General features: G+C 42.7%; 31 protein-coding genes. 20 read left to right on the forward strand and 11 right to left on the reverse strand.

Annotation, left to right across the window (positions count from 1 at the left end; translation table 11 throughout):
* Window positions 1–316: 316 nt before the first annotated feature.
* The 4 genes from AA0Y26_RS10035 to AA0Y26_RS10050 all read left to right on the forward strand — a co-directional run bounded on the left by AA0Y26_RS10035 (window position 317) and on the right by AA0Y26_RS10050 (window position 5,795).
* On the forward strand, window positions 317–2,089 hold the full coding sequence (locus AA0Y26_RS10035; RefSeq protein ID WP_413367465.1) for an ABC transporter transmembrane domain-containing protein: 1,773 nt from the start codon (window positions 317–319) through the stop codon (window positions 2,087–2,089).
* Window positions 2,067–3,827, forward strand: a complete 1,761-nt coding sequence (locus AA0Y26_RS10040; protein WP_413367467.1) for an ABC transporter ATP-binding protein — start codon at window positions 2,067–2,069, stop codon at window positions 3,825–3,827. Before AA0Y26_RS10035 ends, AA0Y26_RS10040 begins: the two co-directional genes overlap by 23 nt.
* Before the next feature lie 333 nt (window positions 3,828–4,160).
* The gene (gene rarD / locus AA0Y26_RS10045) at window positions 4,161–5,081 is read left to right on the forward strand and encodes an EamA family transporter RarD (protein WP_413367469.1); all 921 of its coding nucleotides are present in this window, start codon (window positions 4,161–4,163) and stop codon (window positions 5,079–5,081) included.
* Window positions 5,082–5,162: 81 nt separating this feature from the next.
* Window positions 5,163–5,795, forward strand: coding sequence for a hypothetical protein (locus AA0Y26_RS10050; protein ID WP_413367471.1), 633 nt, complete (start codon window positions 5,163–5,165; stop codon window positions 5,793–5,795).
* Between the two features lie 92 nt (window positions 5,796–5,887).
* Here the strand turns inward: AA0Y26_RS10050 and AA0Y26_RS10055 are convergent, their stop codons facing one another.
* Window positions 5,888–6,199, reverse strand: coding sequence for a hypothetical protein (locus tag AA0Y26_RS10055; protein ID WP_413367473.1), 312 nt, complete (start codon window positions 6,197–6,199; stop codon window positions 5,888–5,890).
* Between the two features lie 69 nt (window positions 6,200–6,268).
* The gene (locus tag AA0Y26_RS10060) at window positions 6,269–6,475 is read right to left on the reverse strand and encodes a transcription initiation factor TFIIIB (protein ID WP_413367475.1); all 207 of its coding nucleotides are present in this window, start codon (window positions 6,473–6,475) and stop codon (window positions 6,269–6,271) included.
* 274 nt (window positions 6,476–6,749) lie between these two features.
* On the opposite strand from AA0Y26_RS10060, the gene AA0Y26_RS10065 reads away from it, so the two are divergent.
* The 4 genes from AA0Y26_RS10065 to AA0Y26_RS10080 all read left to right on the forward strand — a co-directional run bounded on the left by AA0Y26_RS10065 (window position 6,750) and on the right by AA0Y26_RS10080 (window position 8,940).
* On the forward strand, window positions 6,750–7,127 hold the full coding sequence (locus tag AA0Y26_RS10065; protein ID WP_413367477.1) for a hypothetical protein: 378 nt from the start codon (window positions 6,750–6,752) through the stop codon (window positions 7,125–7,127).
* Window positions 7,128–7,279: 152 nt separating this feature from the next.
* Window positions 7,280–7,990, forward strand: coding sequence for a cytochrome c biogenesis CcdA family protein (locus tag AA0Y26_RS10070; RefSeq protein ID WP_413367479.1), 711 nt, complete (start codon window positions 7,280–7,282; stop codon window positions 7,988–7,990).
* A gap of 59 nt (window positions 7,991–8,049) precedes the next feature.
* Complete coding sequence (locus AA0Y26_RS10075; RefSeq protein ID WP_413367481.1) at window positions 8,050–8,421, forward strand: response regulator; 372 nt, start codon at window positions 8,050–8,052, stop codon at window positions 8,419–8,421.
* A 30-nt stretch (window positions 8,422–8,451) separates the two neighbouring features.
* A complete protein-coding gene (locus tag AA0Y26_RS10080; RefSeq protein WP_413367483.1) occupies window positions 8,452–8,940 on the forward strand; it encodes a CcdC family protein in 489 nt (162 codons plus the stop codon).
* 42 nt (window positions 8,941–8,982) lie between these two features.
* Here AA0Y26_RS10080 and AA0Y26_RS10085 read toward each other — a convergent pair whose 3' ends face one another.
* Window positions 8,983–9,534 carry a hypothetical protein gene (locus AA0Y26_RS10085; protein WP_413367484.1) on the reverse strand — a complete coding sequence of 184 codons (552 nt, stop codon included), beginning with the start codon at window positions 9,532–9,534 and terminating at the stop codon, window positions 8,983–8,985.
* Window positions 9,535–9,785: 251 nt separating this feature from the next.
* Between AA0Y26_RS10085 and AA0Y26_RS10090 the strand changes: the two genes are divergently transcribed.
* Complete coding sequence (locus AA0Y26_RS10090; RefSeq protein WP_413367486.1) at window positions 9,786–10,439, forward strand: VOC family protein; 654 nt, start codon at window positions 9,786–9,788, stop codon at window positions 10,437–10,439.
* Between the two features lie 98 nt (window positions 10,440–10,537).
* Window positions 10,538–11,413: an AraC family transcriptional regulator gene (locus AA0Y26_RS10095; RefSeq protein ID WP_413367488.1), complete on the forward strand. Its 876-nt coding sequence runs from the start codon at window positions 10,538–10,540 to the stop codon at window positions 11,411–11,413.
* A gap of 71 nt (window positions 11,414–11,484) precedes the next feature.
* Here AA0Y26_RS10095 and AA0Y26_RS10100 read toward each other — a convergent pair whose 3' ends face one another.
* Together AA0Y26_RS10100 and AA0Y26_RS10105 are read right to left on the reverse strand one after the other, a co-directional pair.
* Window positions 11,485–11,676: a hypothetical protein gene (locus AA0Y26_RS10100; protein ID WP_413367490.1), complete on the reverse strand. Its 192-nt coding sequence runs from the start codon at window positions 11,674–11,676 to the stop codon at window positions 11,485–11,487.
* A 260-nt stretch (window positions 11,677–11,936) separates the two neighbouring features.
* Window positions 11,937–12,557 (reverse strand): RNA polymerase sigma factor, encoded by a 621-nt coding sequence (locus AA0Y26_RS10105; protein WP_413368145.1) that lies wholly within the window; start codon window positions 12,555–12,557, stop codon window positions 11,937–11,939.
* A gap of 121 nt (window positions 12,558–12,678) precedes the next feature.
* Here AA0Y26_RS10105 and AA0Y26_RS10110 point away from each other — a divergent pair, with 121 nt between their 5' ends.
* Window positions 12,679–13,101 (forward strand): VOC family protein, encoded by a 423-nt coding sequence (locus AA0Y26_RS10110; protein WP_413367492.1) that lies wholly within the window; start codon window positions 12,679–12,681, stop codon window positions 13,099–13,101.
* Between the two features lie 292 nt (window positions 13,102–13,393).
* Here AA0Y26_RS10110 and AA0Y26_RS10115 read toward each other — a convergent pair whose 3' ends face one another.
* Window positions 13,394–14,662, reverse strand: coding sequence for a S41 family peptidase (locus AA0Y26_RS10115; RefSeq protein ID WP_413367493.1), 1,269 nt, complete (start codon window positions 14,660–14,662; stop codon window positions 13,394–13,396).
* A 108-nt stretch (window positions 14,663–14,770) separates the two neighbouring features.
* Here AA0Y26_RS10115 and AA0Y26_RS10120 point away from each other — a divergent pair, with 108 nt between their 5' ends.
* Window positions 14,771–15,247: a GNAT family N-acetyltransferase gene (locus AA0Y26_RS10120; protein WP_413367495.1), complete on the forward strand. Its 477-nt coding sequence runs from the start codon at window positions 14,771–14,773 to the stop codon at window positions 15,245–15,247.
* A gap of 106 nt (window positions 15,248–15,353) precedes the next feature.
* Here the strand turns inward: AA0Y26_RS10120 and AA0Y26_RS10125 are convergent, their stop codons facing one another.
* Window positions 15,354–15,836: a DUF2621 domain-containing protein gene (locus AA0Y26_RS10125; protein WP_413368147.1), complete on the reverse strand. Its 483-nt coding sequence runs from the start codon at window positions 15,834–15,836 to the stop codon at window positions 15,354–15,356.
* A gap of 70 nt (window positions 15,837–15,906) precedes the next feature.
* On the opposite strand from AA0Y26_RS10125, the gene AA0Y26_RS10130 reads away from it, so the two are divergent.
* The 7 genes from AA0Y26_RS10130 to AA0Y26_RS10160 all read left to right on the forward strand — a co-directional run bounded on the left by AA0Y26_RS10130 (window position 15,907) and on the right by AA0Y26_RS10160 (window position 19,549).
* Window positions 15,907–16,122, forward strand: coding sequence for a DUF1659 domain-containing protein (locus AA0Y26_RS10130; protein WP_413367497.1), 216 nt, complete (start codon window positions 15,907–15,909; stop codon window positions 16,120–16,122).
* A 30-nt stretch (window positions 16,123–16,152) separates the two neighbouring features.
* On the forward strand, window positions 16,153–16,371 hold the full coding sequence (locus AA0Y26_RS10135) for a DUF2922 domain-containing protein (protein WP_413367499.1): 219 nt from the start codon (window positions 16,153–16,155) through the stop codon (window positions 16,369–16,371).
* Between the two features lie 51 nt (window positions 16,372–16,422).
* Window positions 16,423–16,548, forward strand: a complete 126-nt coding sequence (locus tag AA0Y26_RS10140) for a YvrJ family protein (RefSeq protein ID WP_413368149.1) — start codon at window positions 16,423–16,425, stop codon at window positions 16,546–16,548.
* Window positions 16,549–16,661: 113 nt separating this feature from the next.
* Window positions 16,662–17,279, forward strand: a complete 618-nt coding sequence (locus tag AA0Y26_RS10145; RefSeq protein WP_413367501.1) for an SCO family protein — start codon at window positions 16,662–16,664, stop codon at window positions 17,277–17,279.
* Between the two features lie 469 nt (window positions 17,280–17,748).
* Complete coding sequence (locus AA0Y26_RS10150; protein WP_413367503.1) at window positions 17,749–18,492, forward strand: SDR family NAD(P)-dependent oxidoreductase; 744 nt, start codon at window positions 17,749–17,751, stop codon at window positions 18,490–18,492.
* 142 nt (window positions 18,493–18,634) lie between these two features.
* Complete coding sequence (locus AA0Y26_RS10155) at window positions 18,635–18,790, forward strand: hypothetical protein (RefSeq protein WP_413368386.1); 156 nt, start codon at window positions 18,635–18,637, stop codon at window positions 18,788–18,790.
* A 123-nt stretch (window positions 18,791–18,913) separates the two neighbouring features.
* On the forward strand, window positions 18,914–19,549 hold the full coding sequence (locus tag AA0Y26_RS10160) for an FMN-dependent NADH-azoreductase (protein WP_413367504.1): 636 nt from the start codon (window positions 18,914–18,916) through the stop codon (window positions 19,547–19,549).
* A gap of 269 nt (window positions 19,550–19,818) precedes the next feature.
* On the opposite strand, the gene AA0Y26_RS10165 is transcribed toward AA0Y26_RS10160, so the two are convergent.
* From AA0Y26_RS10165 to mscL, 3 genes are all read right to left on the reverse strand, one after another.
* The gene (locus AA0Y26_RS10165) at window positions 19,819–20,976 is read right to left on the reverse strand and encodes an aminotransferase class V-fold PLP-dependent enzyme (RefSeq protein WP_413367506.1); all 1,158 of its coding nucleotides are present in this window, start codon (window positions 20,974–20,976) and stop codon (window positions 19,819–19,821) included.
* Complete coding sequence (locus tag AA0Y26_RS10170; RefSeq protein WP_413367508.1) at window positions 20,977–22,092, reverse strand: methionine biosynthesis PLP-dependent protein; 1,116 nt, start codon at window positions 22,090–22,092, stop codon at window positions 20,977–20,979.
* A gap of 376 nt (window positions 22,093–22,468) precedes the next feature.
* On the reverse strand, window positions 22,469–22,861 hold the full coding sequence (gene mscL / locus AA0Y26_RS10175; RefSeq protein ID WP_413367510.1) for a large conductance mechanosensitive channel protein MscL: 393 nt from the start codon (window positions 22,859–22,861) through the stop codon (window positions 22,469–22,471).
* Window positions 22,862–23,006: 145 nt separating this feature from the next.
* Here mscL and AA0Y26_RS10180 point away from each other — a divergent pair, with 145 nt between their 5' ends.
* Window positions 23,007–23,714 carry a lytic transglycosylase domain-containing protein gene (locus AA0Y26_RS10180; protein WP_413367512.1) on the forward strand — a complete coding sequence of 236 codons (708 nt, stop codon included), beginning with the start codon at window positions 23,007–23,009 and terminating at the stop codon, window positions 23,712–23,714.
* A 61-nt stretch (window positions 23,715–23,775) separates the two neighbouring features.
* Here AA0Y26_RS10180 and AA0Y26_RS10185 read toward each other — a convergent pair whose 3' ends face one another.
* A complete protein-coding gene (locus tag AA0Y26_RS10185; protein ID WP_413367514.1) occupies window positions 23,776–24,033 on the reverse strand; it encodes a GlsB/YeaQ/YmgE family stress response membrane protein in 258 nt (85 codons plus the stop codon).
* Window positions 24,034–24,121 lie beyond the last annotated feature (88 nt).

Here is a 24,121-nt window from a genome sequence, read left to right on the forward strand (position 1 = left end):
ACGCTTTCATCCATCGTTGCTTGCCTCGCTCGTCCGCGCATGAACTTAGGTTCTATTCGCGTCTTCGCTCGTCGGTGCGCCTTGTCTGGCAAGCGTTTTCAAGACAGGCTGGGTAAAATGTTACTTTATAAAGCTAGCTGAAAAAACGTGAAGACAAAGTCAAAAATAACTTTGTCTTCACTCTGAAACCTCCCCGGTTACGCTGGGGAGGTTTTTCTCTTTTTGTTTTTATTTCAATCTTCGAAATAATTTATATATTCCTATTCATTCATGTAGGGAAATTTGCTAAAATAGACAAATCTGGAGGTGGGAGAATTTGAAAGTTTTTTGGAAGCTTGGCTGGTTTTTTAAAGAACGACGAAAAGAATATAGTGTCGGGCTGTTCATGCTCATCCTTGTAGCAGTATTGCAGCTGATCCCGCCAAAGATCATCGGGATCACGATTGACGAAATAGGGGCTGGATCATTAACAGCTGCATCGCTTGGCAAATGGCTCGGTCTAATAGCAGGGACTGCACTTGTGATGTATGTCCTGCGCTTCTACTGGCGGAAAATGATTTTTGGCTCGTCGAATTATTTGGCGAAGGTGCTGCGTGAAAAATTATTTCGTCATTTTACGAAAATGGGGCCTGCGTTTTATCAGGAACGCCGTGTTGGCGATTTAATGGCGCATGCTACGAATGATGTATCGGCTGTCCAGATGACAGCAGGTTCAGGGGTCCTGACACTCTTTGACTCCGTTACTACCGGGGGGTTCGTCATTTTAGCGATGGCCTTTACGATTGATTGGCGCCTGACGCTGATTGCTCTTATTCCGATGCCGCTGATGGCGCTATCGACAAGCTATTACGGCAAGCTATTACATATGCGCTTCCGGGAGGCACAGGCGGCATTCTCTGATCTAAATGACAAAACTCAGGAGTCGATTACAGGAGTAAAGGTCATCAAATCATTCGGCTATCAGAAGAATGATATCGAGGATTTCCGCAAGCTTTCCCAGGAAGTCGTGGATAAAAATATACGAGTAGCAAAAATTGATGCACTGTTTGACCCGACGATCAGTCTAGTTATTGCAATCAGCTACTTTTTAAGTCTGGCATTTGGCGCCAAGTTTATCGTCGAAGGGGCCATGTCCGTAGGGGACTTGATTGCATTCACGACGTATCTCGGGTTACTTGTCTGGCCGATGCTGGCAATAGGGATGCTTTTCAATATTGTGGAGCGGGGCGGTGCATCCTATGACCGCATCGAGTCGCTGCTGCAGACGCCGATCGATATGGAGGACAAAAAGGGAGCTATCAAGGATGTGCCCAAGGGTGCCATTTCCTTTGATATCCAGTCGTTTACCTTCCCGCGGGATGATCAGCCGACATTGAAAAATGTTGCCTTCCATTTACAGGAGGGAGAAACACTTGGCATTGTAGGGAAGACCGGCTCAGGGAAAAGTGCCATCTTAAAGCTGCTGCTGCGGCAGTTTGATCAGTATGAAGGGAATATTTCATACGGCGGTATACCGATTGAAGATTACGAGAAAGAACAGCTCAGAAAGGCGATCGGCTATGTCCCGCAGGATCATTTCCTGTTTTCCGCAAGTGTGTACGACAATATTGCCTTTTCGGATGAGCATGCAGAGCCGAATGTGGTGGAACAGGCGGCAAGAACTGCCCATATTCATGAGGATATTCTTCGCTTCACCCAAGGCTATGAGACAATCGTGGGCGAGCGGGGTGTTGCCTTGTCGGGAGGCCAGAAGCAGCGTATTTCCATCGCACGGGCACTCATGATGAAGCCGAATCTGCTTATCCTTGATGATTCCTTATCTGCGGTTGATGCAAAAACAGAAGAAGCCATTTTGCATTCGTTAAAGCAGGAGCGGGGAAATGCAACGACAATCATTACGTCTCATCGACTGAGTGCTATTCAACATGCAAATGTTATTTTATACATGGAGAATGGTACGGTAGCAGAAAAAGGGACGCATGAAGAATTAATGGCTCTGCGTGGTCGCTACTATGAGATGTACCAGCTGCAGCAGCTTGAGCAGCTAGTGGAAAGGGGTGGTCAGGATGAAGCAGCCCACAATCAGTAGAAAAGAGCAGGTTGAAGTACTCAAACGCCTGTTTTCTTATTTAAAGCCACATAAAAAGGCAGTAGCTGCAGCGCTTGTTATTTTACTTTTATCAGTTATAGGCGAGGTCATTACACCTTATTTAATCAAGCTATTCATCGACAATCATATTACACCGAGAAGCTTTGAAACGGGGCCGATTGTCATGCTTGCGGTGACGTATATCATCATTGAAATTGCCAATGTTGTGCTGCGCTACTTGCAGCATTATAAATTCCAGGTAATTGCACTGAAGGTTGTCCAGCATCTGCGTATTGACGTATTCAGTAAGGTCCACCGTTTAGGCATGCGTTATTTTGACCAAGTGCCGGCAGGAGCTACTGTTTCCCGTGCGACGAATGATACAGAGGCAATCAAGGATCTATTTGTAAATGTCCTGATCAGCTTTGTGCAGGCAGTATTTTTAATCGTCGGCGTCTACATTGCGATGTTCCTGCTGAACCCGCTGCTTGCGGCGTACGTCATTATTGCCGTTCCGATTATTGTGCTGATTATTTATTTGTACCGTAAATGGAGTGCGGTCGTTTATGTGACAATGCGTGAAAAGCTGAGCGATCTCAATGCGAAGCTGTCAGAATCATTATCGGGCATGAGCATTGTACAGGCATTCCGCCAGGAGAAACGGTTGAACCGCGAATTTGATGAAATCAATGAAGCACATTATCACTCGATGATGCGTAACACGAAGCTAAATAGCTTACTGCTTCGCCCGATTATTGACCTAGTGTATTTTGGCGCCATCATCATCCTGCTTTCGTACTTTGGGATTGCATCATTTGATCGAGCTATTGAAATAGGGGTCGTGTATGCCTTTGTGACGTATATTACGCGCTTCTTTGAGCCAATCAATCAAATGATGGAGCAGCTGGCAATCTTCCAGCAGGCCGTTGTTGCGGCAAAGCGTGTATTTGAAGTGCTGGACGAAACAGAGGAAGAACCGAAGCAGGAAGACACAGGCAAACAGATTACGGACGGACTGATCGAATTCCGTGATGTAACGTTCAGCTATGATGGAGGTACAGACGTTTTAAAGAATATTTCGTTTACAGTCCGGCCAGGCGAGACAACGGCACTCGTTGGTCATACAGGCTCAGGAAAGAGTTCGATTATTAATCTGCTCATGCGTTTTTATGAATATGAGCGTGGAGATATTTTGATTGATGGTGTGTCTATCAAATCATACAGCCAGGAGGAAATCCGGCGCAGGCTGGGCCTTGTATTGCAGGACCCGTTCCTGTTTTACGGAACGGTCAAGAGCAATATCCGCCTGTATGGCGATATGACGGATGAAGAGGTAGCAGCAGCAGCAAAATTTGTGCAGGCTGATTTCATTGAAGCCTTGCCGGAAGGACTTAACGAGCATGTAACAGAGCGTGGGTCCACATATTCGAGCGGGCAGCGGCAGCTTATCGCCTTCGCCCGGACAATTGCGGCGAACCCGAAAATTCTCGTGCTCGATGAAGCAACAGCTTCCATCGATACGGAGACGGAGACGGCGATCCAGCAGTCGCTTGATAAGATGCGAAAAGGGCGTACGACAATTGCCATTGCGCACCGTCTATCGACGATTCAGGATGCCGATCAGATTTTGGTGCTCCACCAAGGGGAGATTGTAGAGCGGGGCAATCACCAGGAGCTTCTGTCACAAAAAGGGCTGTATCATAAAATGTATTTATTGCAAAATGGCATCGTAGAATAACTGTTAGCCGGGTGAATTTGCTTCACCCGGTTTTTTCACGGCGAAAAACAAAAAGCACTGTTTATTTCTCAAGGGCTGTCCCAAATGAATAATAGAAAGTAAAAGAGCTGCCATCAATTTGTCACAAAATGCTATGCAAGCCTGGAGATTTTCTCACATAACTCTAATCCTTCTATACTCGAAAGAAATGCATTTACTTTTCAGAAGGCGACTACTATAATTGGTTTAATTTCTTTCAGCAAACGTCCCTTGGCTCTATTGATTAGTGCCTGATTCAAATCCGGGCGTACTTACGCTGAGGCGTAAATGATTTTACATAAAAGAGGTGTTACTATGACGGAACATAAAAAGGGGATGCTTTTTGCTTTTGCAGCCTACACAATTTGGGGCGTATTCCCTTTGTTTTGGAAGCTGCTGGACCATGTCAGCAGTCTGGAAATATTACTTGGCCGTGTTATCTGGTCATTCGTCTTTACGACAATTTTTATTGTCCTGATCGGCAAGCGGAAACAGCTGATGGAGGACCTTTCTTATTTATGGCACAATAAGCGCCAGTTCTACTCGCTGATGGCAGCCTCCTTTTTCATTTCGATTAACTGGTATATTTATATTTGGGCTGTTACGCATGAGCGGGTACTGGAGGCTTCAATGGGGTATTATATCAACCCGATTATTTCGGTCGTGTTTGGTATGCTGTTCTTTAAAGAGAAGCTGTCCCGTTCAACAATTATCGCGCTGGTAGTGGCGCTGCTTGGTGTACTGGTGATGACGCTGAACTACGGGCAGGTCCCTTGGGCATCCCTTCTTTTAGCCTTCTCGTTTGCTGTGTACGGTGTACTGAAAAAACGGATTGTCTTGGAGGCTACACGAGGTTTGGCAATTGAAACACTGTTTATTGTGCCAATCGCACTGCTGTATTACCTTTACCTCTTCAGCAACGATTCCATGCAATTTTTACATGTTAACTGGCAGACGGATATTTTGATGATGATCAGCGGTATATTCACGGCAATTCCTCTTATTCTGTTTGCTAAAGGCGCACAGCGGATTCCGATGTATTTATTAGGCTTTATTCAATACGTTTCACCAACAATCGGATTTTTTCTCGGTGTCTTTTTGTATAAAGAACCATTCACGCAGGTGGAGCTGGTAGCGTTTGGCTGTATTTGGACAGCGATTGCGATCTTTTCTTATTCTTCCATCCATGAAGCTAGAAAACGCCACGCACTTCAAACGAAGGAAATAAAGCAATAACGAGAATATTTTCGCGATTTTTGCAGGAATTTGTCTGGAAATGGCGAATACATCCTATGTACACTTGAAGGGGGAAAAGGGATGTACGTATCAATTGGGGATAAACGCTTTGATTTTCATAAAATCGAAATTGATGTGTTGGAAATGGGGATTGAAAACACATTCGCAAAGTTCGATAAGATGACGCTAGGTGAGTTAGTAGGACAAAAAAAGTATGAGCATCTTAAGCAGCAAACGGAAAAGCACTATGGAAGCCTGCTGGAACTTTCTGCCGGTGAGGCACTTCTTGCGCTGAAAGATGCAGGGGATTCATTTTACAGAAAGTTTTTAAACAACTATGGTGACAAGCTTTACTCGCGTTTTGTCGTAAAGGGAAAAGAGGAGCTGCTTTTACAAAATGGTGTGTATAACATTATCGTAAATGACGAGCTCACGTTTTCGGGAGTTTGTGCAAGATCTTTTAAAGAGCGATTTAATCAGCATATTGGCAATATTTCAGCGAAAGGCTGCTACCGGGACGGCACGGCTACGCATTGTCACGTTAACGCCCGGCTCACAGAATTGTTTGGTAAGGAAAGCATCCATTTTTCTATTTGTCCGATCGAGGATAAAAAAGAAATGAACCAGCTGAAAAATGCGATTATTCGACGCTTTGAACCCATCTGGAACTTACGAGTAGCCAAGGACGAAACCGAATATTTACGGTCGTTTTAAAAGCTGGGTTTCGTCAGTTGTTCAGTTGAAGAAAGCAGTGAATCAAAATGCCCTAGGAATGAAAGATGATTCCTAGGGCATTTTTTATATCTCTAATTCAAAAGAAGCAAAGACTTCTTACGCAAGTTACTATTTTTCAGCCACGTCATCATCCGGGCAATTTCAAAAGGCTCGAACCAGGTGATGGCTAAACCAATCACAAAAACAGAAATAAGTGAGGCAAACTTTCTCTTTCCATTCTCCTTCCTGGCAATCGCCAAAAAGCTGAAGATGACTCCGAGGAACAAACTAAGAAGCCCGGTTAGAAAGAATGCCTCCAAGGAGTCCTGCATCAGCCAATACGCTATAACAAGAGTGAGTCCTGCTAACAGGAACAGCATGGACAGCAGGCTGAATTTCTTCATCCTTCTCCACCTTTCTTCGTTATGTACTAATCTTGATAAAAACGGACTGTTTGTCATTACGTAATGAGGTTATTTTATTACCGTTTTTGTAAATGTCTTCGGCTCTTCTACATAGCTTCCGACAACCCATCCGCAGTGGACACAGATCAAATGTATTAAATTGCTGCCAAACCCCATTTTTTTGTATGGCGTCACACTCGCATAGTGAGCCTGCTTACCTCGGCCAATTTCATTTCCTCCGCATTGCGGGCAAGTGATATTATGGAAACGATCCATTCTGTCAGCTCCTTTTGTCTTTCTATAAGTATTGCCTATCACTTATTATTCTGCAAATTATGGAAAAAACCTTCTTTCCTCCTCTGCAGCATGTACATGTCACCAGTGCAGTAAAGCTGCTAATCCATCATTTCCTTACACGAAAAAATGCCTTCTATGATTATTGCTGTGTATGTGCACATATTGTTTAAAAAAAGAAAATCACAGCGAAATATGTTTTTAAACGGGCTGTTCAAGGAAATAACATGGAAAACATATAAAAGGATGGTTGGATATGAAGGAAGCCTTTCAATTCTATGGAAACGTGCACCGCAAGTACTTATGGCTGCATATCATCTTTTCCTTGGTGCTGATCATGACGTCTGTATTTTGGTTTGTACTGCCGTTTTATATTGTCAATTACGGCAATTATCAATCGACATTTGCCGTGAATGTCGCATGCGGTATTTTTTTATGTGTGTTTCCCTCCATTTTCATTACACTACATTGCTGGTTTATCAGCTTCGCAGCGGCCAAGAGGTGGATCAAGCGGAAAGAAGGGGAAAGCCTTCTGCACTGGTTCATGAGGTTTCAGGCCATGGCATTTATGGTGGTCATTGGCTTTACGGTTGCTATTTATTTTTTATTCCTCGTTATTGACATAGTCAGGTAGTTTTCTTCCCTGGCTATGTCAAAAAATTCTCCTAAATGCCGCTTCATACTTTCTGCACAAGTCCGCCATGAAACTTTCACAGTCCGTACAAGCGCTTTTTCATCAAAAATTTGGTACTATGTAAGCAATACAGAGAAAGGAACGAAAATTGAATGGCAACTGATATTAATATATTTTTAGCATTTGGTGCAGGGTTTTTAAGTTTTATTTCGCCTTGTACTTTGCCATTGTATCCCGCTTTTTTATCCTATATTACCGGGATGACACTGGATGAGCTGAAAGCGGAAAAGGGGATGCTGCAGAAGCGGGCAATTTTACATACGCTATTTTTCCTAATTGGTTTCTCTATCATCTTTATCGCAATCGGATTCAGCGCTTCGCTGGCCAAGGATTTCTTTATTCAGTACCAGGATTTGCTGCGCCAGGCCGGGGCAATTCTTATCGTGGTATTTGGATTAATGATCGTAGGTCTTCTGCAAGTCGATTTCCTGATGAAGGACCGGAAATTCCAGTTTAAAAACCGTCCGGGTGGATATATTGGCTCCGCGTTAATAGGACTTGCGTTTGCTGCAGGCTGGACGCCGTGTACAGGTCCGATTTTAATGTCCATTATCGCCCTTGCAGGAACAAATCCCGATGCCGGCATGTGGTATATGCTTGCTTATTACTTTGGCTTTGCGATACCATTTTTCGTACTGAGCTTCTTTATCTCTCGTATGGGATGGATTCGCCGAAACAGCCAAAAAATCGTACAGATTGGCGGCTGGGTTATGATTGCAGTAGGTGTGCTGTTGTTCTTTGACGGTCTCGATTATATTATTCGCTTACTTTCTCCAATTTTTGATGGATTTACTGGGTTCTAATTTGTTAAACTATAGCAGATACATCTTGCAATTGGTTTACTAAATAGAAGGAGTTACTTATGCCGACAGTACTTATTGTAGACGATGCAATGTTCATGCGTGTAGCAATTGGCAACATGCTGAAGGAATGGGGATTTGAAGTGATTGGAGAAGCTTCAAACGGCAGGCAGGCGATTGAAAAGTATCGCGAATTGCAGCCGGATCTTGTGACGATGGATATAACAATGCCTGGAATGTCGGGAATAGATGCTGTTAAGCAGATTATCTCTGAATTTCCTCATGCTATCATCATCATGATCACAGCACTTGGACATCAGCGCCTAGTAATAGAAGCTATTGAACATGGTGCAAAAGACTTTATCACGAAGCCGTTTACACCTGAGAAGCTAAAAGCGGTCATCGATAATCTAAGACATTCGATGAAAGCATAAGAAGGTCAAGCAACAAGAGGAGGGATTCGTGTGTTTGGTGCAATACCTTCTCAAATATTACTTCTCATCTCCAGCGTTGGAGCGGTATTTATGGCAGTTTTTGTGATGTTCGTACGTTTACGCTCACAAAAAAAACCGGTTAATGAGAAGAAAATAATTATCCCGCCAATTGCCATGTCAACGGGTGCGCTCATGTTTCTATTTGAGGAATTTCGTGTAGCACCCCTTCAAATTTTGGAAGCAACCGCAATTGGCATTCTGTTTTCCACAGTATTAATTGCGACTTCGAAATTCGAAGTGCGGGATGACGAGATTTACTTAAAACGTTCAAAAGCGTTTGTTTTTATTTTAATTGGGCTGTTAATTTTACGTATTATTTTAAAATTGATTTTTTCAAACAGTCTGGATGTAGGCGAGCTGGGAGGTATGTTCTTTATCCTTGCGTGGTCGATGATCATTCCTTGGAGATTGGCGATGCTGATCCAATTCAAGAAATTAAAGAAAACAATGATGAACTAGAAGAATCCTTGCGGGACCTACCCGTAAGGATTTTTTTATTTACTATGAACTTTTCTCGCGTTCAATAAATGAGATACCTTGGCTCATGACTACATTGTAGATCTCCAGTCGCTCGCCAGGACCAAATTGCCCGTTTTCCTCAATCTCAAAAATTTCTCCCTCTTTCGTTGTGAATGTATAAACGCCAGGAGTGTAAGTTTCATACTCGTACACCACTTCAGCTATATCACTCCACGCATAGTCCTTGACAGTATGGTATTCCTTTAAAATAAGACCGCTTTTTTGAATCGCTGTATAGCTAAGCGTAGAATAATACGTCATCAGGCCACTTCCGGCGATGAAGAGGACCGCAAGAGTATACGTGAGGATCTTGCGTTTCCAGGCAAGAACAACGAGTGTTGAAACGATCAGTGCCATTGCACCGGTCATCAAGTAAAAATTATTGCGCGGAATCAACAGCAGGATATTCTCCCTATTGTGATATCTCGTTTCCACAACGCCAATCGGTAAAAAGGCAATAAAGATCGGTGACAGAATGATTACGGCAAGAGAAAAAACGAGAAAAAGAACGCGTGGTGATTTTTGATTCAGCATCGTACATTTCCTTCCTTTAAAAAGTGATGTCTTACAGAGAAAACAGCAAGCATGTTTCTATCTTCTACGTACAAAAAGTGGAAAAGTTTCAAATTTTGTAAATTCTTATGCTAAATTGTGTTAATAGAAATGAACCATCCAGCTTTCGTTAGCACATACCTATGAATGAAGGGAAACTGGGAAATTCATCCTTGCGATGTATTTCTCGTTTTTTATAGGGTTGCTATGATGAATAAAAGGGGTGTGGAACTATGAAGATAACACAAGTAGAGTTATTTATTAAAAATTACAAAGAAACCATTTCTTTTTATGAGGACCAGCTTCACTGGGAGCTGTTAGATAGAGCAGACGGAAAGGCAGCATTTCGGATAGGGGAGAGTTTACTCGTGCTTCATCAGGATGAAGAATCGGACAATTACTACCACTTTGCCTTCAATATTCCGCCGAATTTGTTTCAATCGGCTAAGCAATGGGTGCAGGAGCGTGTAGATTTATCGACCGAGGACGGTGCTGATGAGGCAAATTTTAGGGAATCCAAAGCCGATGCGTTTTACTTTGAAGACCCATCAGGCAATATTATCGAATACATCGCACGGCATGCAACAACGCAGCATGCGAAGGAGCAGGAATTCACGCCGAAGCATCTTGTCGGTATCAGTGAAATCGGAGTTTCGGCTGATGAGATGAGAGTGGTCTTGGATAAACTGCTGGACATGGGGATTACCCCGAGGAACAACGAAAAGATGTATGACAGCCAATTTCTAAATTTCATGGGAGAGGCTGAGGACGGCAATTACATCATTGTCGGTCCGGTCGGGAGAAGGTGGATCTTTTCTAATAAGCCCGGGAAGGTAACACCCGTCGTTATTCACACAGATCGGGGGATATTCCGGTATTCGGTGTAGCAATGAAAAACAAGAATGAAGCCGACAAAACGGTGCACGGAATGTCGGATGCACAAGTTCGACTCCTGTTATTCTAGTGATGAAAGGGAGGTCAATGTATGGATTCACTTAAAAGCATGAATGAGGCAATGAGGTATATCGAGGAAAATCTCACGAATGAGATAGACTTCAAAGAGGCAGCAAGAATCGCCCATTGCTCTGAATATCACTTTAAAAGAATGTTCTCTTTTCTTGCAGGGATTCCATTATCAGAATACATCCGCCGCAGACGAATGAGCTTAGCAGCGTTCGAGCTTTTAAATAGTCATATCAAAATCATTGATGCGGCTGTTAAATACGGATACAGCTCACCGGATTCCTTTACGAGAGCGTTTCAAAGTTTGCATGGTATCACGCCGACAGAAGCAAGAAACAATGGACAGCAATTAAAAGCGTATCCACTCATGACCTTTCAATTATCAATTAGAGGGGGAAACGAAATGAATTATCGAATCGAACAAAAAGAAGCATTTCACATAGTCGGGATTATGAAAAGAGTGCCCATTATCTTCGAAGGAGAAAACCCAGAAATTGCAGAGATGTGGAAATCACTGACGATGGAAAAGATCGAGCAATTAAAGACGTTATCTACTGTAGAACCGAAAGGAATGATTCAGGCATCCATAAACTTTTCTGAAGGACGCATGGAAGAAAAAGGAGAGCTTGATCAGTATATCGGAGTAGCAACAACACAAGCATGCCCCGAAGGCTTTTCGAAACTAGAAGTTCCTGCCTCGACATGGGCAGTATTTGAATCAACGGGACCTTTTCCTCGTACACTGCAGGAAACGTGGGGAAGGATTTATGCAGAGTGGTTTCCATCTTCCAATTATCAGGTAATGGAAGGACCGGAAATTTTATCGATTCAAACAAAGGATGTAACTTCACCATCCGTGAAAAGCGAAATTTGGATTCCTGTTTTGAAGAAAGAATAGCAATGTGAGCTGCCCAAAATAGCTTTTTTCCTAAGGAATAGGTAACAAGAAAGGGCCTGACAGATAGTTATCTACCATATGTCAGGTCCTTCCATTGAGCAGACTATTTTTTTCTTTATGAATTCTCTTCCCAGCCATTTAGAAGGCTCATGCCCCCAATAATACGAGACAATGCCGTGGACGATATTCTCCACCTCAATGACCCAGAAACAATCCAGACCAATCCATTTTTCTCCCTGAGGTAGGAAATCCTCGTAACTCATTGCTTCGTGCGGCTAGTAGGGGGGCGCCCCACATTCAGGCTGCTCTTCCATGTAAATCAGCTCCCACAGCCTTCTGAGGCCATTTTTTGTAACGGGACCAATTGTTAGTTCCTGTGCTGTATACATACATTTTTTACTTGTCCCTATTAAGTAATTGGCGCTGCGATTGAAAAGAGAAAAGGCTATCCTGCTTTTCAATCACTTGTGGATTTGTTTTCATTGTTATCATTCCCCTTAACGGTAAGTAGCTTTGTATTACCTTAACGGTGATAGAGTTCCAAAATATTTCCATCTGGATCGATAACGTGGAAAAAAGATGCGCCTGCTGCTCTTTTTACCTGAAAATGCCGCGTTTCCAATTGGCGGTACAATAGAAAAATCTGCTGTGGGTTTCCTTCCTTCATCGCCTTAGAGAGGGCGGCGATAAGCTGATGGTCAGGGATATTGGAATGCACACTTTCCAGCTCTACAGCCTTTAGTTTAGTTCTCGCTCGATGAAGCGCTGTTTTAATCGACTCATCGCTTGTCCTCAGCATAGAGGCCATCTCTTTTGAGGTAAATTGAAACACATCTTTCAACGTAACAAGCATCGCCTGCTTTAGCGGCAATGCAGACAGCAGAAGCTCAATTAAGCTGTCGTACTCCAAAAGATGATCTGTTTCACCTAGCAAATCATCTTCAAAAAGGAGGGTATCCCGCTGCTTTCTTTTGTCATCGATGAAAAGGTTTTTAGCAATTGTACAGAGAAAGGAAAAAGTAAGCGTCCTGTCGGGTTGTACTTTTTTTACTTTCATAACTCTGATCAATGTTTCCTGGACAAGATCCTCTGCCGTCCACGGCGAATGAGAGAGACTCATACAATATTGATAGAGTTTGGTCATTTCGGGTTCTGTGATGTTCCAAGTCACCTGGACACAACCTTTCAAAATTTTTTTCAAAAAATGTAACTTTCTTGCTGATTGATCCGTTATACATAAGAATACCATGTGAAGGAGAGAGCGTATGTTTAAAATTGGCAGTATATTTATCCCGGTAACAGACATTCAGAAATCAACAGTTTGGTATGAAAACAACCTGGGTGTTAAAAAAATTGATAGCTGGGAGGAGGGGACAGGCTTTTATCTTCCGAGCGGTTCAACGCAGCTTGCGCTAGTAAAAGTGGACACGCCGCAGCCGACAGAATTTACCGTGAAGGGCAAGCAGAAAAACGTCTATTATAACTTCGTCGTACAGGACATTGAAGCTGTCCATAAGCAGCTGAAAGCAAATGGGGTCGTAACGACTGACATTGAGGATTTTGGGGGCATGAAGGGCTTTGACTTTTATGACCCGGATGGGAATCCATTTAGTGTAGTAGACGAGGTGGAGACTTCCCCGTTTCACTCAGATCGGGTGAAAGAGAAACAGGAAAGTGACAACTCATGAATTCTTTTTGTAGTTATACCACGGCTTCCCGATAAAAAAGAGAGGCAGAAATAATAGAGCGTATAACCCGCTTGCTTCAGTGCCTCCATTAGAAATGATAAGAAAAAGTGCAAAGAACCCGAGTATACGTATAATCATATTGAGTTTCAATGTAAGACCTCCTATCTGTATGGGATAACGAAGGCGGCCTCTCGAGTTAGAGGCGGTCGCCTATTTTCTTAAAAGATTGCGCGAATTTCCCACGTTATTGCGCGAAACCGAACTTTTGACCTATAAAGTGCTATATTTCTGCTTATATAATTGGTGTCTTAAGTAGCTTCATCGCCTGCTCTAAATCAACATCTTTCTGTAAATGCTCCGGCGTCCAAGGTATATACATCTGGGGTTGAATCCCTACACCGGTCATACCGTTTCCTTGGTCGATTCTTGAGAGCCTAGAAGTAGGATACATCATAACAAATCCATTTTCCCATCTTTGCGTTGCCAAGTTGGCGTAATCATTTAACCCCATCGTTGCACGTCCAAGGACCGTCACTTTTGGAGACTTCTTGCACATTTCCACAAAGGAGTCACCCGAGCTGCCGCAAAATGTATCGGATAACACAATTACTCGTTGAGGGGAAGCTGTTCCTTTTATAAAAGCATCCGATAGTATATCCGTGAGGTCAAATTCCACGAAACCCTTTCCGTTATTTCTTTCTGTCTCCCTTCGAAAGATTACCAAAGCTGCACGTGTGTCTGTGTCTTTTATTTGCTGCAGCATTTCATCAAATTCAGCGAGTCTTCTTTTAGTATTTGCTTCTGTGCAATAAAACAGCATCGAATCCCCGCTAGAAAAATCTACTCCTTCGACAGGAGCAATGTAAGGAATAAGGGGGAAAAAGCTCATATCGCTGCCGCCGTTATTGACCCGTACATCGATAATCCAGTTGTCTGCTTGCTCCAGTAAGTCCTGATGCTGATTCATCAGTGAAACAATCGCATCTGGATTTAGGAAGTCGGTCATCGTCAGGCAAATAGTGGATTCATCTATTGTGGTGATACTATATGTAGGCTCATAGAAAGGCCGTTGATAAAACTTCAGCATGAAAGGCTCCTCTGAAGTATCTCCTTCTAATTCAGCATACGCATAACTTGAAAAGATAGCCGACCAGTTTTCGCGTTCAGGGTGACTTTCGTTTAGTAGTCTGGCGTGTTTCTTTTTCAGCTCGGGAATAGTGAGTCCGCCGATGCCTGTAAAAACCTCTCCAACATGCAGACGATCGTCATGATCTACCGTTGTCACATAAAGCTTGTCCTCATACCTTCTCACTTGAAAACCGCAATAGGAAAGACTATTCTGCTTTACATCCGGGTGCGAAAAGAGGATGTGTTTGTCGTTAAAATCGAGTAAATAATCCTTCACGGTCGCTGCGAATGCTTCATTTGTCAGCTCGTCATTTTCCTGAAGCTTTTGTAGTTGTTCAATAAATCGCTCCGGCTGATCGCAGCCTCTTTTATCAAAACAGCCTGCGTAATCGTTGTGCATGATTTCCACAATTTCTTTAAATAATGCTATCAATATAGTACCACCTTTCTTCATTTTATGTATAATAATGGTATTATTACGAATCGTATATAGAAGAGGTTTCACTAGTTAGCAATTTTAAGCATAAAGGAGTATACATAGATGAAAATCGTAAGAGTAAATGAAACCTTAACTACAAAAGTCACTCACTTTTTTACGAAACAATGGGGGAGCCCGGAGATGGTTATTTCGAGCGGTGTGTATGACTGCTCGGCACTTGAAGGTTTTGCTGCACTGGATGAGGGGCAGAATATTGTGGGGTTGATTACCTTTGACAGAAAAGAGAACGAGATCGAAATTATCTCACTCGATAGTCTGCTGGAGGGACAGGGAATTGGGAGTATGCTGGTGGAGGAGGTAGAACGGCTTGCCCTGGCTGAACAAAGGGGGGCTGTTACACTCATTACAACAAATGACAACTTAAATGCGCTGAAATTCTATCAAAAGAGAGGCTATCAGCTGATTGAACTATTCCCGAATGCAGTAGCGAAAGCCCGGGAAATCAAGCCGTCCATCCCATTTATTGGCGAGCACGGCATTCCGCTTCGGGATGAACTGCTGCTAACAAAACGAATGTAAAAGTCTGTGATAGAGAAAACCTTTGACGATTCAAATGAAAAGAAGGCATCATCACCGTGATTCCAGAGCGTGATGTGCCTTTTTTGCTGTACCAAAGACCGCTATCCTATTCAAACAAATGCTCATAAGGGGACATATCAATTTGCATTTGATCCAATTTTTTTCGTAAAAATTTATGATCCCGTTTTGGTGTTGCCTGAATGTAGCCGCGGATAATCAAATCCTGTGTAATCGAGGAAGCCCGCTCCTCTAACGCCAATTCGCCGATTTTCCCCGCGATTTTTTCTTTCGCTACCTGACGAAAAAGTTCAGGTACAGGCGCTGTCAGTTCCGCAAGCAGTGCCTTTGAATCATCACTCCACAGGTGGATTGTCTTGTCTAAATAAAACTCCTGCCAGTCCAGATCAGATTTCCCGTCCGCTTTCGGTAAAGCCTTTAAAAACTTCCTGAACATGAAAAAGCCGCCGATTCCCATCAAGGATATGAGGACCACTACCCAAAATAAGATAAACCATAAAAACCATCCACTTAAAGCCAATATATTCACCTCTTTACTATCTCTAGGAATTATTATAAGAGTTTTGAACATTTTTTTCATTAGCAATGTCCCTTTTTCTGTGACGAATTTCGATAGTAGTGATAGAAAGGGGGGATGAAGGATGCCAGCATTTCAATTTCAACAGGCTGCATTAGCTGTGAACTTCCAGGCGGGAGTCGATGCAGAAGGCAACCCGGTGTATAAGAAAGTGAGCTATCGCAATGTGATGGAGCAAGCGACGGCAGACCAGCTGCAGCAGGTAGCGCAAGCAATCAGCGGATTGACAAGCTATACGGTGGCTGATGTGGAAAAAACGGAAAAGCAGCTGATTCTTTAATGAGGGGCTGGGCAGAAGGGAGGTGACAAAATGAACGAAGTACTGGAGCTAGTATTTGAGCTGGCAGACGGCAAGTCTTTAACGCTTTCGGTGCCGAGTCCGAAGGCAGGGGTGACGGCTGCTGAGGTAAACGCTGCTATGCAGGTAGTCGTGGCAGCCAATGTCTTTTCACGTGAAGGGGCAGGTATTGTCGCAAAAAAATCTGCCCGAATCGTCGAGCGGGAGGTAACAGAATTCGAAATGAACTAAAACAGAAGCTGGCGGGATGTCCCGCCGGCTTTTTAAAGGCAGGTGAGAATGTTGGAGCAGTGGATAACCTTCATCCAGGAAATCGGTTTTCCGGTCGCTGTATCGTTTTATTTGCTCTATCGTATAGAAAATAAACTCGATGCGATTCATACCGCACTTTTGGATGGAAGATCATAATTGTGAAGTAAAGTTTCACACATTTGTCCGAAAGCCTTCACGACTGCAATATTGTATTCTCTTATACAATTCGTTAAGATGAACATAATGATGGAAGAAGTGGAGAGAGATAGATGAAAAAGAAATATGCTCTAGCAGCTATGCTGCTGCTTGTCGCTGCTCTTGTAAGTGCGTGCAGTAATTATAAATTCAAGGCGACGACAAACTACGAAGTACAAGATTTCACTGTAACGAATCATCGAGGGGAAGAGATGTCATTAGAAGACTTGAAAGGGAAGCCGTGGCTGGCGATGTTCATTTTTACAAATTGTACGACGATCTGTTCACCAATGACATATAATATGACAGAAATCCAGGCTTCATTGAAGGAACGCGAGGTAGAGGACTATAATATCGTGGCGTTCTCGGTCGATCCGGAGACAGATCAGCCGGAAGTATTAGCGGAATATTTGAGCCGCTATGATGTACCGGATGAGGCAAAATGGAACCTTGTCACAGGCTATGACCAAAAATTCATCGAACAATTCGCGCTAAACTCGTTTAAAACACTCGTGAAAAAGCCGACTGATCCAGAGCAAAATCAAGTCCTCCATGCAAATACCTTTTTCCTTGTAGATGAAAACGGGGTAGCTGTGAAAAACTATTCCGGCTATTCAGAGCAAGAAGACGGTGTCCCTTATGACACGATTGCCATCGATATGGAAACATTAATTGAAGAAGGTTCACAATGATTAATGGATAGTCGTCACATATGTGGCGGCTTTTTTGTTGCTTTCCAAACTTTTATTTGGGAATGCTATTTTGAATGGCTGTAAATACCTCTTTCTTTATCGAATCATCGTATTATAGTTTATTTTTCGTTCAAGTGCTTGAATCCTAGTTTGGCTCTCGGCAGCCGGGATCCTTTCACTGTTTACACTCGATTTTCCTGCCGTTTATTAGCTCGGCGTCTCTTAATAACTAACGTTTCTAACATAAAAGATATGGTTGAGAAACGCACGGAAAATTATTTTGTGCTATATTTATTTGTCATTTACAGGATAACCATTGTGAACCTGACACTTTCACTTTATTCAACAATCCCATCCATTCTAATTAGATGGTTATATAATAATTGTTTTTTGAACAGAATATTAACATAATCGTTATTTTATAAAAATGGTTTATTTTAGCGGAATATGTATCAGGAGGGTTTGAAATTTGGGTAAATTAGACGGCAAGACAGCAATCGTAACGGGTGGAGCAAGTGGAATTGGTTTAGCAACGGTAAAGGCTTTCGCTGAAAAAGGTATAAAAACGGTGATCGCAGATTTTAACGAAAAAGGCGGTAAAGCTGTTGAAGAAGAGTTGAAAGCTGCTGGACTAGATGTTCTGTTTGTTCAGGTAGATGCGGGTAATGAAGAATCCGTAAAAAACCTTGTAGCAAAAACCGTGGAACACTATGGGAAATTAGATATTATTGTGAATAACGCAGGCATCGGTGGGTTAGGAGAATTACACGAATTAACCTATGAAGATTATCACAAAATCATTAAAGTAAACCAAGATGGTGTATTTTACGGTATGAAATATGCCATTCGTGAGTTTTTAAAAACCGGCGGCGGCGTAGTATTAAATACAGCCTCTATCTTAGGGTTGGTGGGGGAAGCTGGTGCGTTTGCTTATGCAGCGACTAAAGGTGCAGTAGTTCAAATGACAAAAGCCGCTGCCCTTCAATATGCTACTCGTAATATTCGAGTGAATGCTATAGCTCCGGGTTATATTGAAACAGCTCTTGTGAACAAAGAAGCACTTGGAGATTTCTATGATGGGCTTGTTGCAAGGCATCCAATTGGAAGGCTTGGCAAATCTGAAGAAATCGCACATGCATTTGTTTTCTTAGCGGAAAATGATTTTGCAACAGGCGCGACTATTGCCGTTGATGGCGGTTATACCGCACAATAATTCCCTCCATTATAAAGCTTAATTTCTACGTAGAAATTAAGCTTTTTTTATTAGGGAAAAGCAATCAAAAAATAAAAATCATTAATAGATGTATGAAATATGGGAGGTGAGATAAATATTAACACGATGGGAGGTGAAATCTTTGGAGCAAAAACCTAATTATTTTGACGGAAGTGTTCAGCATGAAAATGTCTCAAACAACGAGCCTCAATCAAATGAACCATTTCAACTAACAGATGAAATGCGCCGGAATATTGGTGGTAATCCTTATTACTATTCTGTGAATGAAAAAGAATGATGTTTACAGCGTTTTTATAACTGATCAGTACATTCCCCTTATTACTTAGAAAGCTAAATGTAACATTGCTTGAAAAAACATAGTAAAGCAACATGAAAATAATGAAACAGAAGGTGAAATAAGATGGCAAAAGTGTTATATATTACGGCGCATCCTCATGATGATACACAATCTTTCAGTATGGCTGCTGGAAAGGCATTCATTGAGACATATAAAGAGGTAAATCCGAATGATGAAATCATTCATATTGACTTATATAAAGAGAATATCCCTCATCTCGACACAGATGTTTTCAGTGGATGGGGAAAGCTTCGATCTGGGCAAGGGTTTGAGGAGCTTTCTACAGAAGAAAAAGGAAAAGTGGAACGTCTCAATGAATTGAGTGAACAATTTATTTCGGGAGATAAATATGTTTTTGTAACCCCTCTATGGAACTTTTCATTCCCTCCGTTAATGAAAGCTTATATTGACTCTATTGCGGTTGCGGGGAAGACGTTCAAATATACGGAGCAGGGTCCAGTCGGCTTATTAACAGATAAAAAAGCACTTCATATTCAAGCTCGCGGAGGTATTTATTCAGAAGGACCTGCTGCTGAACTAGAAATGGGTCATCGCTTTTTAAGTATCATCATGAATTTCTTTGGTATTCCTTCTTTTGAGGGCTTATTTATCGAAGGACATAATGCTATGCCCGATAAAGCACAAGAAATCAAAGAAAATGGAATTGCTCGTGCAAAGGACTTAGCACATACATTTTAATGAGTGGCGAAAAATAACAAATTTAGGCTGATTCAAAGCGTCTACTCTCATGTATGTGAGAAGGACCCTTGTGATTTAGCCTTTTTTAGAGGACGTTATTATGAGAATCTCTTTATCAGCTAGTCAACAAACGCCAGACAGATGCCAAGTCTGTAGATATTGCTTCAGCAACAGTAATAGAGGGCTTATTTCGTATAGAAACTTAAATTCGCGCAATACAAATAAACGAAAGAAAAAAGCAGCCCCTCAATAAAAGGGGCCGCCATATCCTATACCTTGGACGCTTTCTCCAAAGCCTGGGTAAAGTCTTCTAAAAGATCCTGCTCATTTTCAAGGCCAACTGAGAAACGTAGCAGACCGTCCGTAATCCCGCGTTTTTCGCGTTCTTCCGGCTCCATCGCTGCATGGCTCATCTTGGCTGGGTACGACAAGATCGATTCTACGCCGCCGAGACTGACAGCAAATACCGGAATCTCCATCGCTTCTACAAATACTTTGGCTACCTCATAAGAGGGAAGGGTGAAGGAGAAGACAGCACCGCCGGATGTTGATTGCTGCTGATGAATGTCTGCTCCTGGATGGCTGGCAAGTCCAGGGTAGTATACCTTCTCGACAAGCGGATGGCTGTCTAAAAACGCTGCGAGTACACCAGCTACTCGTGCCGATTCGTTAAAGCGGACAGCCGTTGTTTTCATATTCTGGATCAATGTAAAGGAATCCTGTACACCAAGAACCGAACCAAAGGAATTTTGGATGAAATAGACTTGATCACTCAAATCCGCATCCTTTGTTACAACAAGTCCCGCCACGATATCCGAATGTCCTGATAAAAACTTTGTTGCACTATGAATGACAATGTCTACGCCAAGATCGAGCGGACGTTGATGGATCGGCGTCATAAATGTGTTATCAAGGAACGTCAGGGCACCAACTTCCTTTGCGATGGCGACTACACCCGCGATATCTGTAATACCAAGTGTCGGGTTCGACGGCGTCTCCATATAAAGCAGTTTTGTGTCCGGCGTCACCGCAGCGCGTACCGCTTCCAAATCAGTAAAATCAGCGAATGTATGGGTAATGCCAAAGCGCGGAAGCACCTTTGTAACAAAACGGTACGTTCCCCCGTAGACATCCTCTGTAATGACAATGTGGTCTCCCTTTGACAAAGTCATAAAGCAGGCAGAAACAGCAGCCATTCCCGTAGCAAAGGCAAATCCACGGTGACCGCCCTCCAGCTCGGCGATTGCCTTTTCGAGCGCCGCACGCGTCGGGTTGCCGGAGCGGGCATAGTCGTATTCTCCGAATTCATCCATCGATTCCTGATGAAACGTAGAGGAGAGGTACATCGGTACATTGACGGCGCCTTTTTTGTCAGTATAGCCCTCACGAACAGCACCGTGGACGAGCGAGGTTTCAATGCGGCTCATTTACTGTACCTCCGACCGAAGCAGGTCAAATACTTGCTTTAAATCTGCAATCAAGTCATCTGCTTCTTCAACTCCTACAGAGAAACGAAGCAGGCGGTCACATACACCGCGTGCTGTCCGCTCTTCATAAGGGATATCAGCATGTGTCTGAGTAGCAGGGTACGTAATAAAGCTTTCCACACCGCCTAAGCTTTCTGCAAACGTAATAAGCTTTAGGTTACGAAGGAACGGGTCAACAAGCTTAGCATCTTTTACACGGAAAGACAGCATACCGCCCTTACCTGTGTAGAGTACATCTGTCACAAGCTCCTCTTGCTCCAGGTAAGCTGCGATCTGCTTGGCATTCGCATCATGCTGTTTAAGGCGTAGATGAAGCGTCTTAAGGCCGCGGATGATAAGCCATGCATCCATCGGTGAAAGAACGGCACCAGCACCATTATGAATATACGAAAGCTTTTCACAAAGTTCTGAACCTTTTGCAACCACAAGGCCGGCCAGTACGTCATTATGACCGCCGATATATTTTGTAGCGCTATGTAAGACGATATCAGCGCCAAGCTCAATTGGACGTTGGAAATACGGTGTGTAGAATGTGTTATCAACAATCAATAGCAAATTATGTTTCTTTGCCAGCTGATTGTAGGCAACAAGGTCGATTTCCTGCATAAGTGGATTCGTCGGTGTTTCGATAAACAGCGCTTTTGTATGCTCATTGATTAATGATTCTACTTCATCAACAGAAGTGAAAGGCGAGTATACAGGCTTAATATTGTAAGTATCGCTGTACACTTTGAATAGACGGTATGTACCGCCGTATAAATCTTCCGGGACAATCAATTCGTCACCAGGGGCAAATAGTGATAATACAAGCTGTACAGCGGCCATTCCCGAACTGCACGCAAATCCCATATCTCCGCCCTCTAAAGAAGCAATCCCTTCTTCCAGAATCGTTCTAGTCGGATTTTTAGTGCGTGTATAGTCGAAGCCTGTTGATTCGCCAATGCCTGCATGTTTATAAGCAGTGGAAAAGTAAACAGGCGGGTTAACAGCGCCCGTCTTTGCGTCGCTTAAATTCCCAAGTTGTACTAGCTTTGTCTCCATTTTACGATCAGTCATAACATCACTCTTTCTATGAAAATAAAATATACGCAACATTTAGAATGCGTCGATTATTAAACCAATTTACCATGTTAAAGTAAAGGGGACAACCTAAGAAACGAAAAAAGCCTATCTTTTCAGATAGACTCAGCCTGTTGACAAACGCTTTCATCCATCGTTGCTTGTCTCGCTCGTACCCTCATGAACTTAGGTTCTATTCGCGTCTTCGCTCGTCGACGCGCCTTGTCTGGCAAGCATTTTCAAGACAGGCTGGGTAAAACGTTACTTTATAAAACTCGCTGAAGAAACATATAGACAAAGTCAAAAAGTGACTTTGTCTTCATTCAGAGCCTATCTTTTCAGATAGACTTGCAGTTTCTCTGCTAATCGAAGGTTAGTTTTTTCCTTCCTTTAGCAGATCACGGATTTCCTTGAGAAGTTCTTCCTTTGGATCGAGTGCCGGCGCCGCAGGTTCTTCTATGACTTCTTTTTTCTTGCGAAGGATATAGGTATTAACAACCTTCAATGCCATGAAAATGGAAAACGAAATAATGAGGAAGTCAATGATGGATTGGATGAATGCACCAAATTTCACGGACGCAGAGCCATATGTCCAGACAAAATCATTTGTAAAGTCGATTCCGCCAGTCAGCACACCGATAACGGGCGTGATAATATTCTCGACAAGAGAAGTAACAATCGAATTGAAAGCGGCTCCTATCACGACCGCAATAGCAAGGTCCATTACATTGCCGCGCATAATAAATTCTTTAAATTCTTTCCACATTTTGTCGACAGCTCCTTCACATGATATATACTGATAGAGTAGAAGTTATTCATTTTAATAGTTTTCCAAATGGAATTCAACAATGTCCGGCTCTTTTGAGGAGAGTTCGGTCAAATCAACAATTTTTTGAAAGCTCGGTGGTAAGATGGTTCAAAACAAGAAAAAAAAGAAGAAAACAAAGGTTACGCTGCCGCCCATTGTAAAGGTGTTTCTGATTCTGATCATGATTCCGGCGACAATCGGTATTTATGTACTGGTGTATGTTGCCTGGCAGGAACTTCAGGAGCTCCCTCTTTTCCAGGAGCTTACCCATCAATCAGAAATGGATATCATTCAATCGAATTTTGACATACAAATTCCTGTAGAATATATCCCCATCTATATGGAAGCAGGGGAGCAATATAATGTGCCCTGGACATTGCTTGCCGCGCATCATCGTATTGAAACACGCTTTTCGACGATGAAAAAACTTGTTTCACCAGCGGGAGCAGAAGGACATCTGCAGTTCATGCCTTGTACATTTGTCGGCTGGGAACACCCGACATGCTCAGGTCTCGGTGAAGGAAATATTTCCGAAAAAGATAAAACCGACCCAGCTGTTATCGCCAAATACGGCGGCTACGGTGTAGATGCAAATGGTGATGGGGTGGCCGATCCGTTTGATATCGAAGATGCCATTTATTCAGCGGCGAATTTTCTATCCATTGCAGGTGCATCAAAAGGGAATATAGAAAAGGCAATCTTCCAGTATAATCATAGTGATAAATATGTGAAAGATGTTCTGCATTACTATAATCTTTATAGTACGTACCAAGAAAAAATGGAGATGGTACTTGCTTCTAATGATGTTTGACAACAATGGAAAAGGACCGCTGGAAGCGGTCCTTTTAGCTATCACCAATTCTATTCAAACATTAAGTTGCTTTTCGCATTGAACGCATGATAAAGCTTACGATGAAAATCAGTACAATCGCACCGATTAGTGCTGGGAATACATAGAAGTCAGACACTCTCCAGCCCCAGTCTCCCAAAATCATGCTGCCGATCCATGAACCGATGATACCGGCGATAATGTTACCGATGACACCACCTGGTACATCCTTACCTAAAATTACACCTGCCAACCATCCTAGAATACCACCAATAATCAAATACCAAATAAAGCTAATCATAATTGCCTTCAACTCCTTTTAATTAGTTTGTGTAATATGATAGCGTCTACTTAGTTATTACCGATAGTACATAAAGTTAAACATTTTC

Source organism: Lysinibacillus canaveralius, from assembly GCF_047301505.1.
Lineage (GTDB): Bacteria > Bacillota > Bacilli > Bacillales_A > Planococcaceae > Lysinibacillus_B.

What these genes read in the sequence shown, in the direction of transcription:
- AA0Y26_RS10040 (WP_413367467.1), top strand. Translation starts at nt 2,067, where the DNA reads ATGAAGCAGCCCACAATCAGTAGAAAAGAGCAGGTTGAAGTACTCAAA.
- rarD (WP_413367469.1), top strand. Translation starts at nt 4,161, where the DNA reads ATGACGGAACATAAAAAGGGGATGCTTTTTGCTTTTGCAGCCTACACA.
- AA0Y26_RS10050 (WP_413367471.1), top strand. Translation starts at nt 5,163, where the DNA reads ATGTACGTATCAATTGGGGATAAACGCTTTGATTTTCATAAAATCGAA.
- AA0Y26_RS10055 (WP_413367473.1), bottom strand. Translation starts at nt 6,199, where the DNA reads ATGAAGAAATTCAGCCTGCTGTCCATGCTGTTCCTGTTAGCAGGACTC.
- AA0Y26_RS10060 (WP_413367475.1), bottom strand. Translation starts at nt 6,475, where the DNA reads ATGGATCGTTTCCATAATATCACTTGCCCGCAATGCGGAGGAAATGAA.
- AA0Y26_RS10065 (WP_413367477.1), top strand. Translation starts at nt 6,750, where the DNA reads ATGAAGGAAGCCTTTCAATTCTATGGAAACGTGCACCGCAAGTACTTA.
- AA0Y26_RS10070 (WP_413367479.1), top strand. Translation starts at nt 7,280, where the DNA reads ATGGCAACTGATATTAATATATTTTTAGCATTTGGTGCAGGGTTTTTA.
- AA0Y26_RS10075 (WP_413367481.1), top strand. Translation starts at nt 8,050, where the DNA reads ATGCCGACAGTACTTATTGTAGACGATGCAATGTTCATGCGTGTAGCA.
- AA0Y26_RS10085 (WP_413367484.1), bottom strand. Translation starts at nt 9,534, where the DNA reads ATGCTGAATCAAAAATCACCACGCGTTCTTTTTCTCGTTTTTTCTCTT.
- AA0Y26_RS10090 (WP_413367486.1), top strand. Translation starts at nt 9,786, where the DNA reads ATGAAGATAACACAAGTAGAGTTATTTATTAAAAATTACAAAGAAACC.
- AA0Y26_RS10095 (WP_413367488.1), top strand. Translation starts at nt 10,538, where the DNA reads ATGGATTCACTTAAAAGCATGAATGAGGCAATGAGGTATATCGAGGAA.
- AA0Y26_RS10100 (WP_413367490.1), bottom strand. Translation starts at nt 11,676, where the DNA reads ATGAGTTACGAGGATTTCCTACCTCAGGGAGAAAAATGGATTGGTCTG.
- AA0Y26_RS10105 (WP_413368145.1), bottom strand. Translation starts at nt 12,557, where the DNA reads ATGACCAAACTCTATCAATATTGTATGAGTCTCTCTCATTCGCCGTGG.
- AA0Y26_RS10110 (WP_413367492.1), top strand. Translation starts at nt 12,679, where the DNA reads ATGTTTAAAATTGGCAGTATATTTATCCCGGTAACAGACATTCAGAAA.
- AA0Y26_RS10120 (WP_413367495.1), top strand. Translation starts at nt 14,771, where the DNA reads ATGAAAATCGTAAGAGTAAATGAAACCTTAACTACAAAAGTCACTCAC.
- AA0Y26_RS10125 (WP_413368147.1), bottom strand. Translation starts at nt 15,836, where the DNA reads ATGTTCAAAACTCTTATAATAATTCCTAGAGATAGTAAAGAGGTGAAT.
- AA0Y26_RS10130 (WP_413367497.1), top strand. Translation starts at nt 15,907, where the DNA reads ATGCCAGCATTTCAATTTCAACAGGCTGCATTAGCTGTGAACTTCCAG.
- AA0Y26_RS10135 (WP_413367499.1), top strand. Translation starts at nt 16,153, where the DNA reads ATGAACGAAGTACTGGAGCTAGTATTTGAGCTGGCAGACGGCAAGTCT.
- AA0Y26_RS10145 (WP_413367501.1), top strand. Translation starts at nt 16,662, where the DNA reads ATGAAAAAGAAATATGCTCTAGCAGCTATGCTGCTGCTTGTCGCTGCT.
- AA0Y26_RS10160 (WP_413367504.1), top strand. Translation starts at nt 18,914, where the DNA reads ATGGCAAAAGTGTTATATATTACGGCGCATCCTCATGATGATACACAA.
- AA0Y26_RS10165 (WP_413367506.1), bottom strand. Translation starts at nt 20,976, where the DNA reads ATGAGCCGCATTGAAACCTCGCTCGTCCACGGTGCTGTTCGTGAGGGC.
- AA0Y26_RS10170 (WP_413367508.1), bottom strand. Translation starts at nt 22,092, where the DNA reads ATGACTGATCGTAAAATGGAGACAAAGCTAGTACAACTTGGGAATTTA.
- mscL (WP_413367510.1), bottom strand. Translation starts at nt 22,861, where the DNA reads ATGTGGAAAGAATTTAAAGAATTTATTATGCGCGGCAATGTAATGGAC.
- AA0Y26_RS10180 (WP_413367512.1), top strand. Translation starts at nt 23,007, where the DNA reads ATGGTTCAAAACAAGAAAAAAAAGAAGAAAACAAAGGTTACGCTGCCG.
- AA0Y26_RS10185 (WP_413367514.1), bottom strand. Translation starts at nt 24,033, where the DNA reads ATGATTAGCTTTATTTGGTATTTGATTATTGGTGGTATTCTAGGATGG.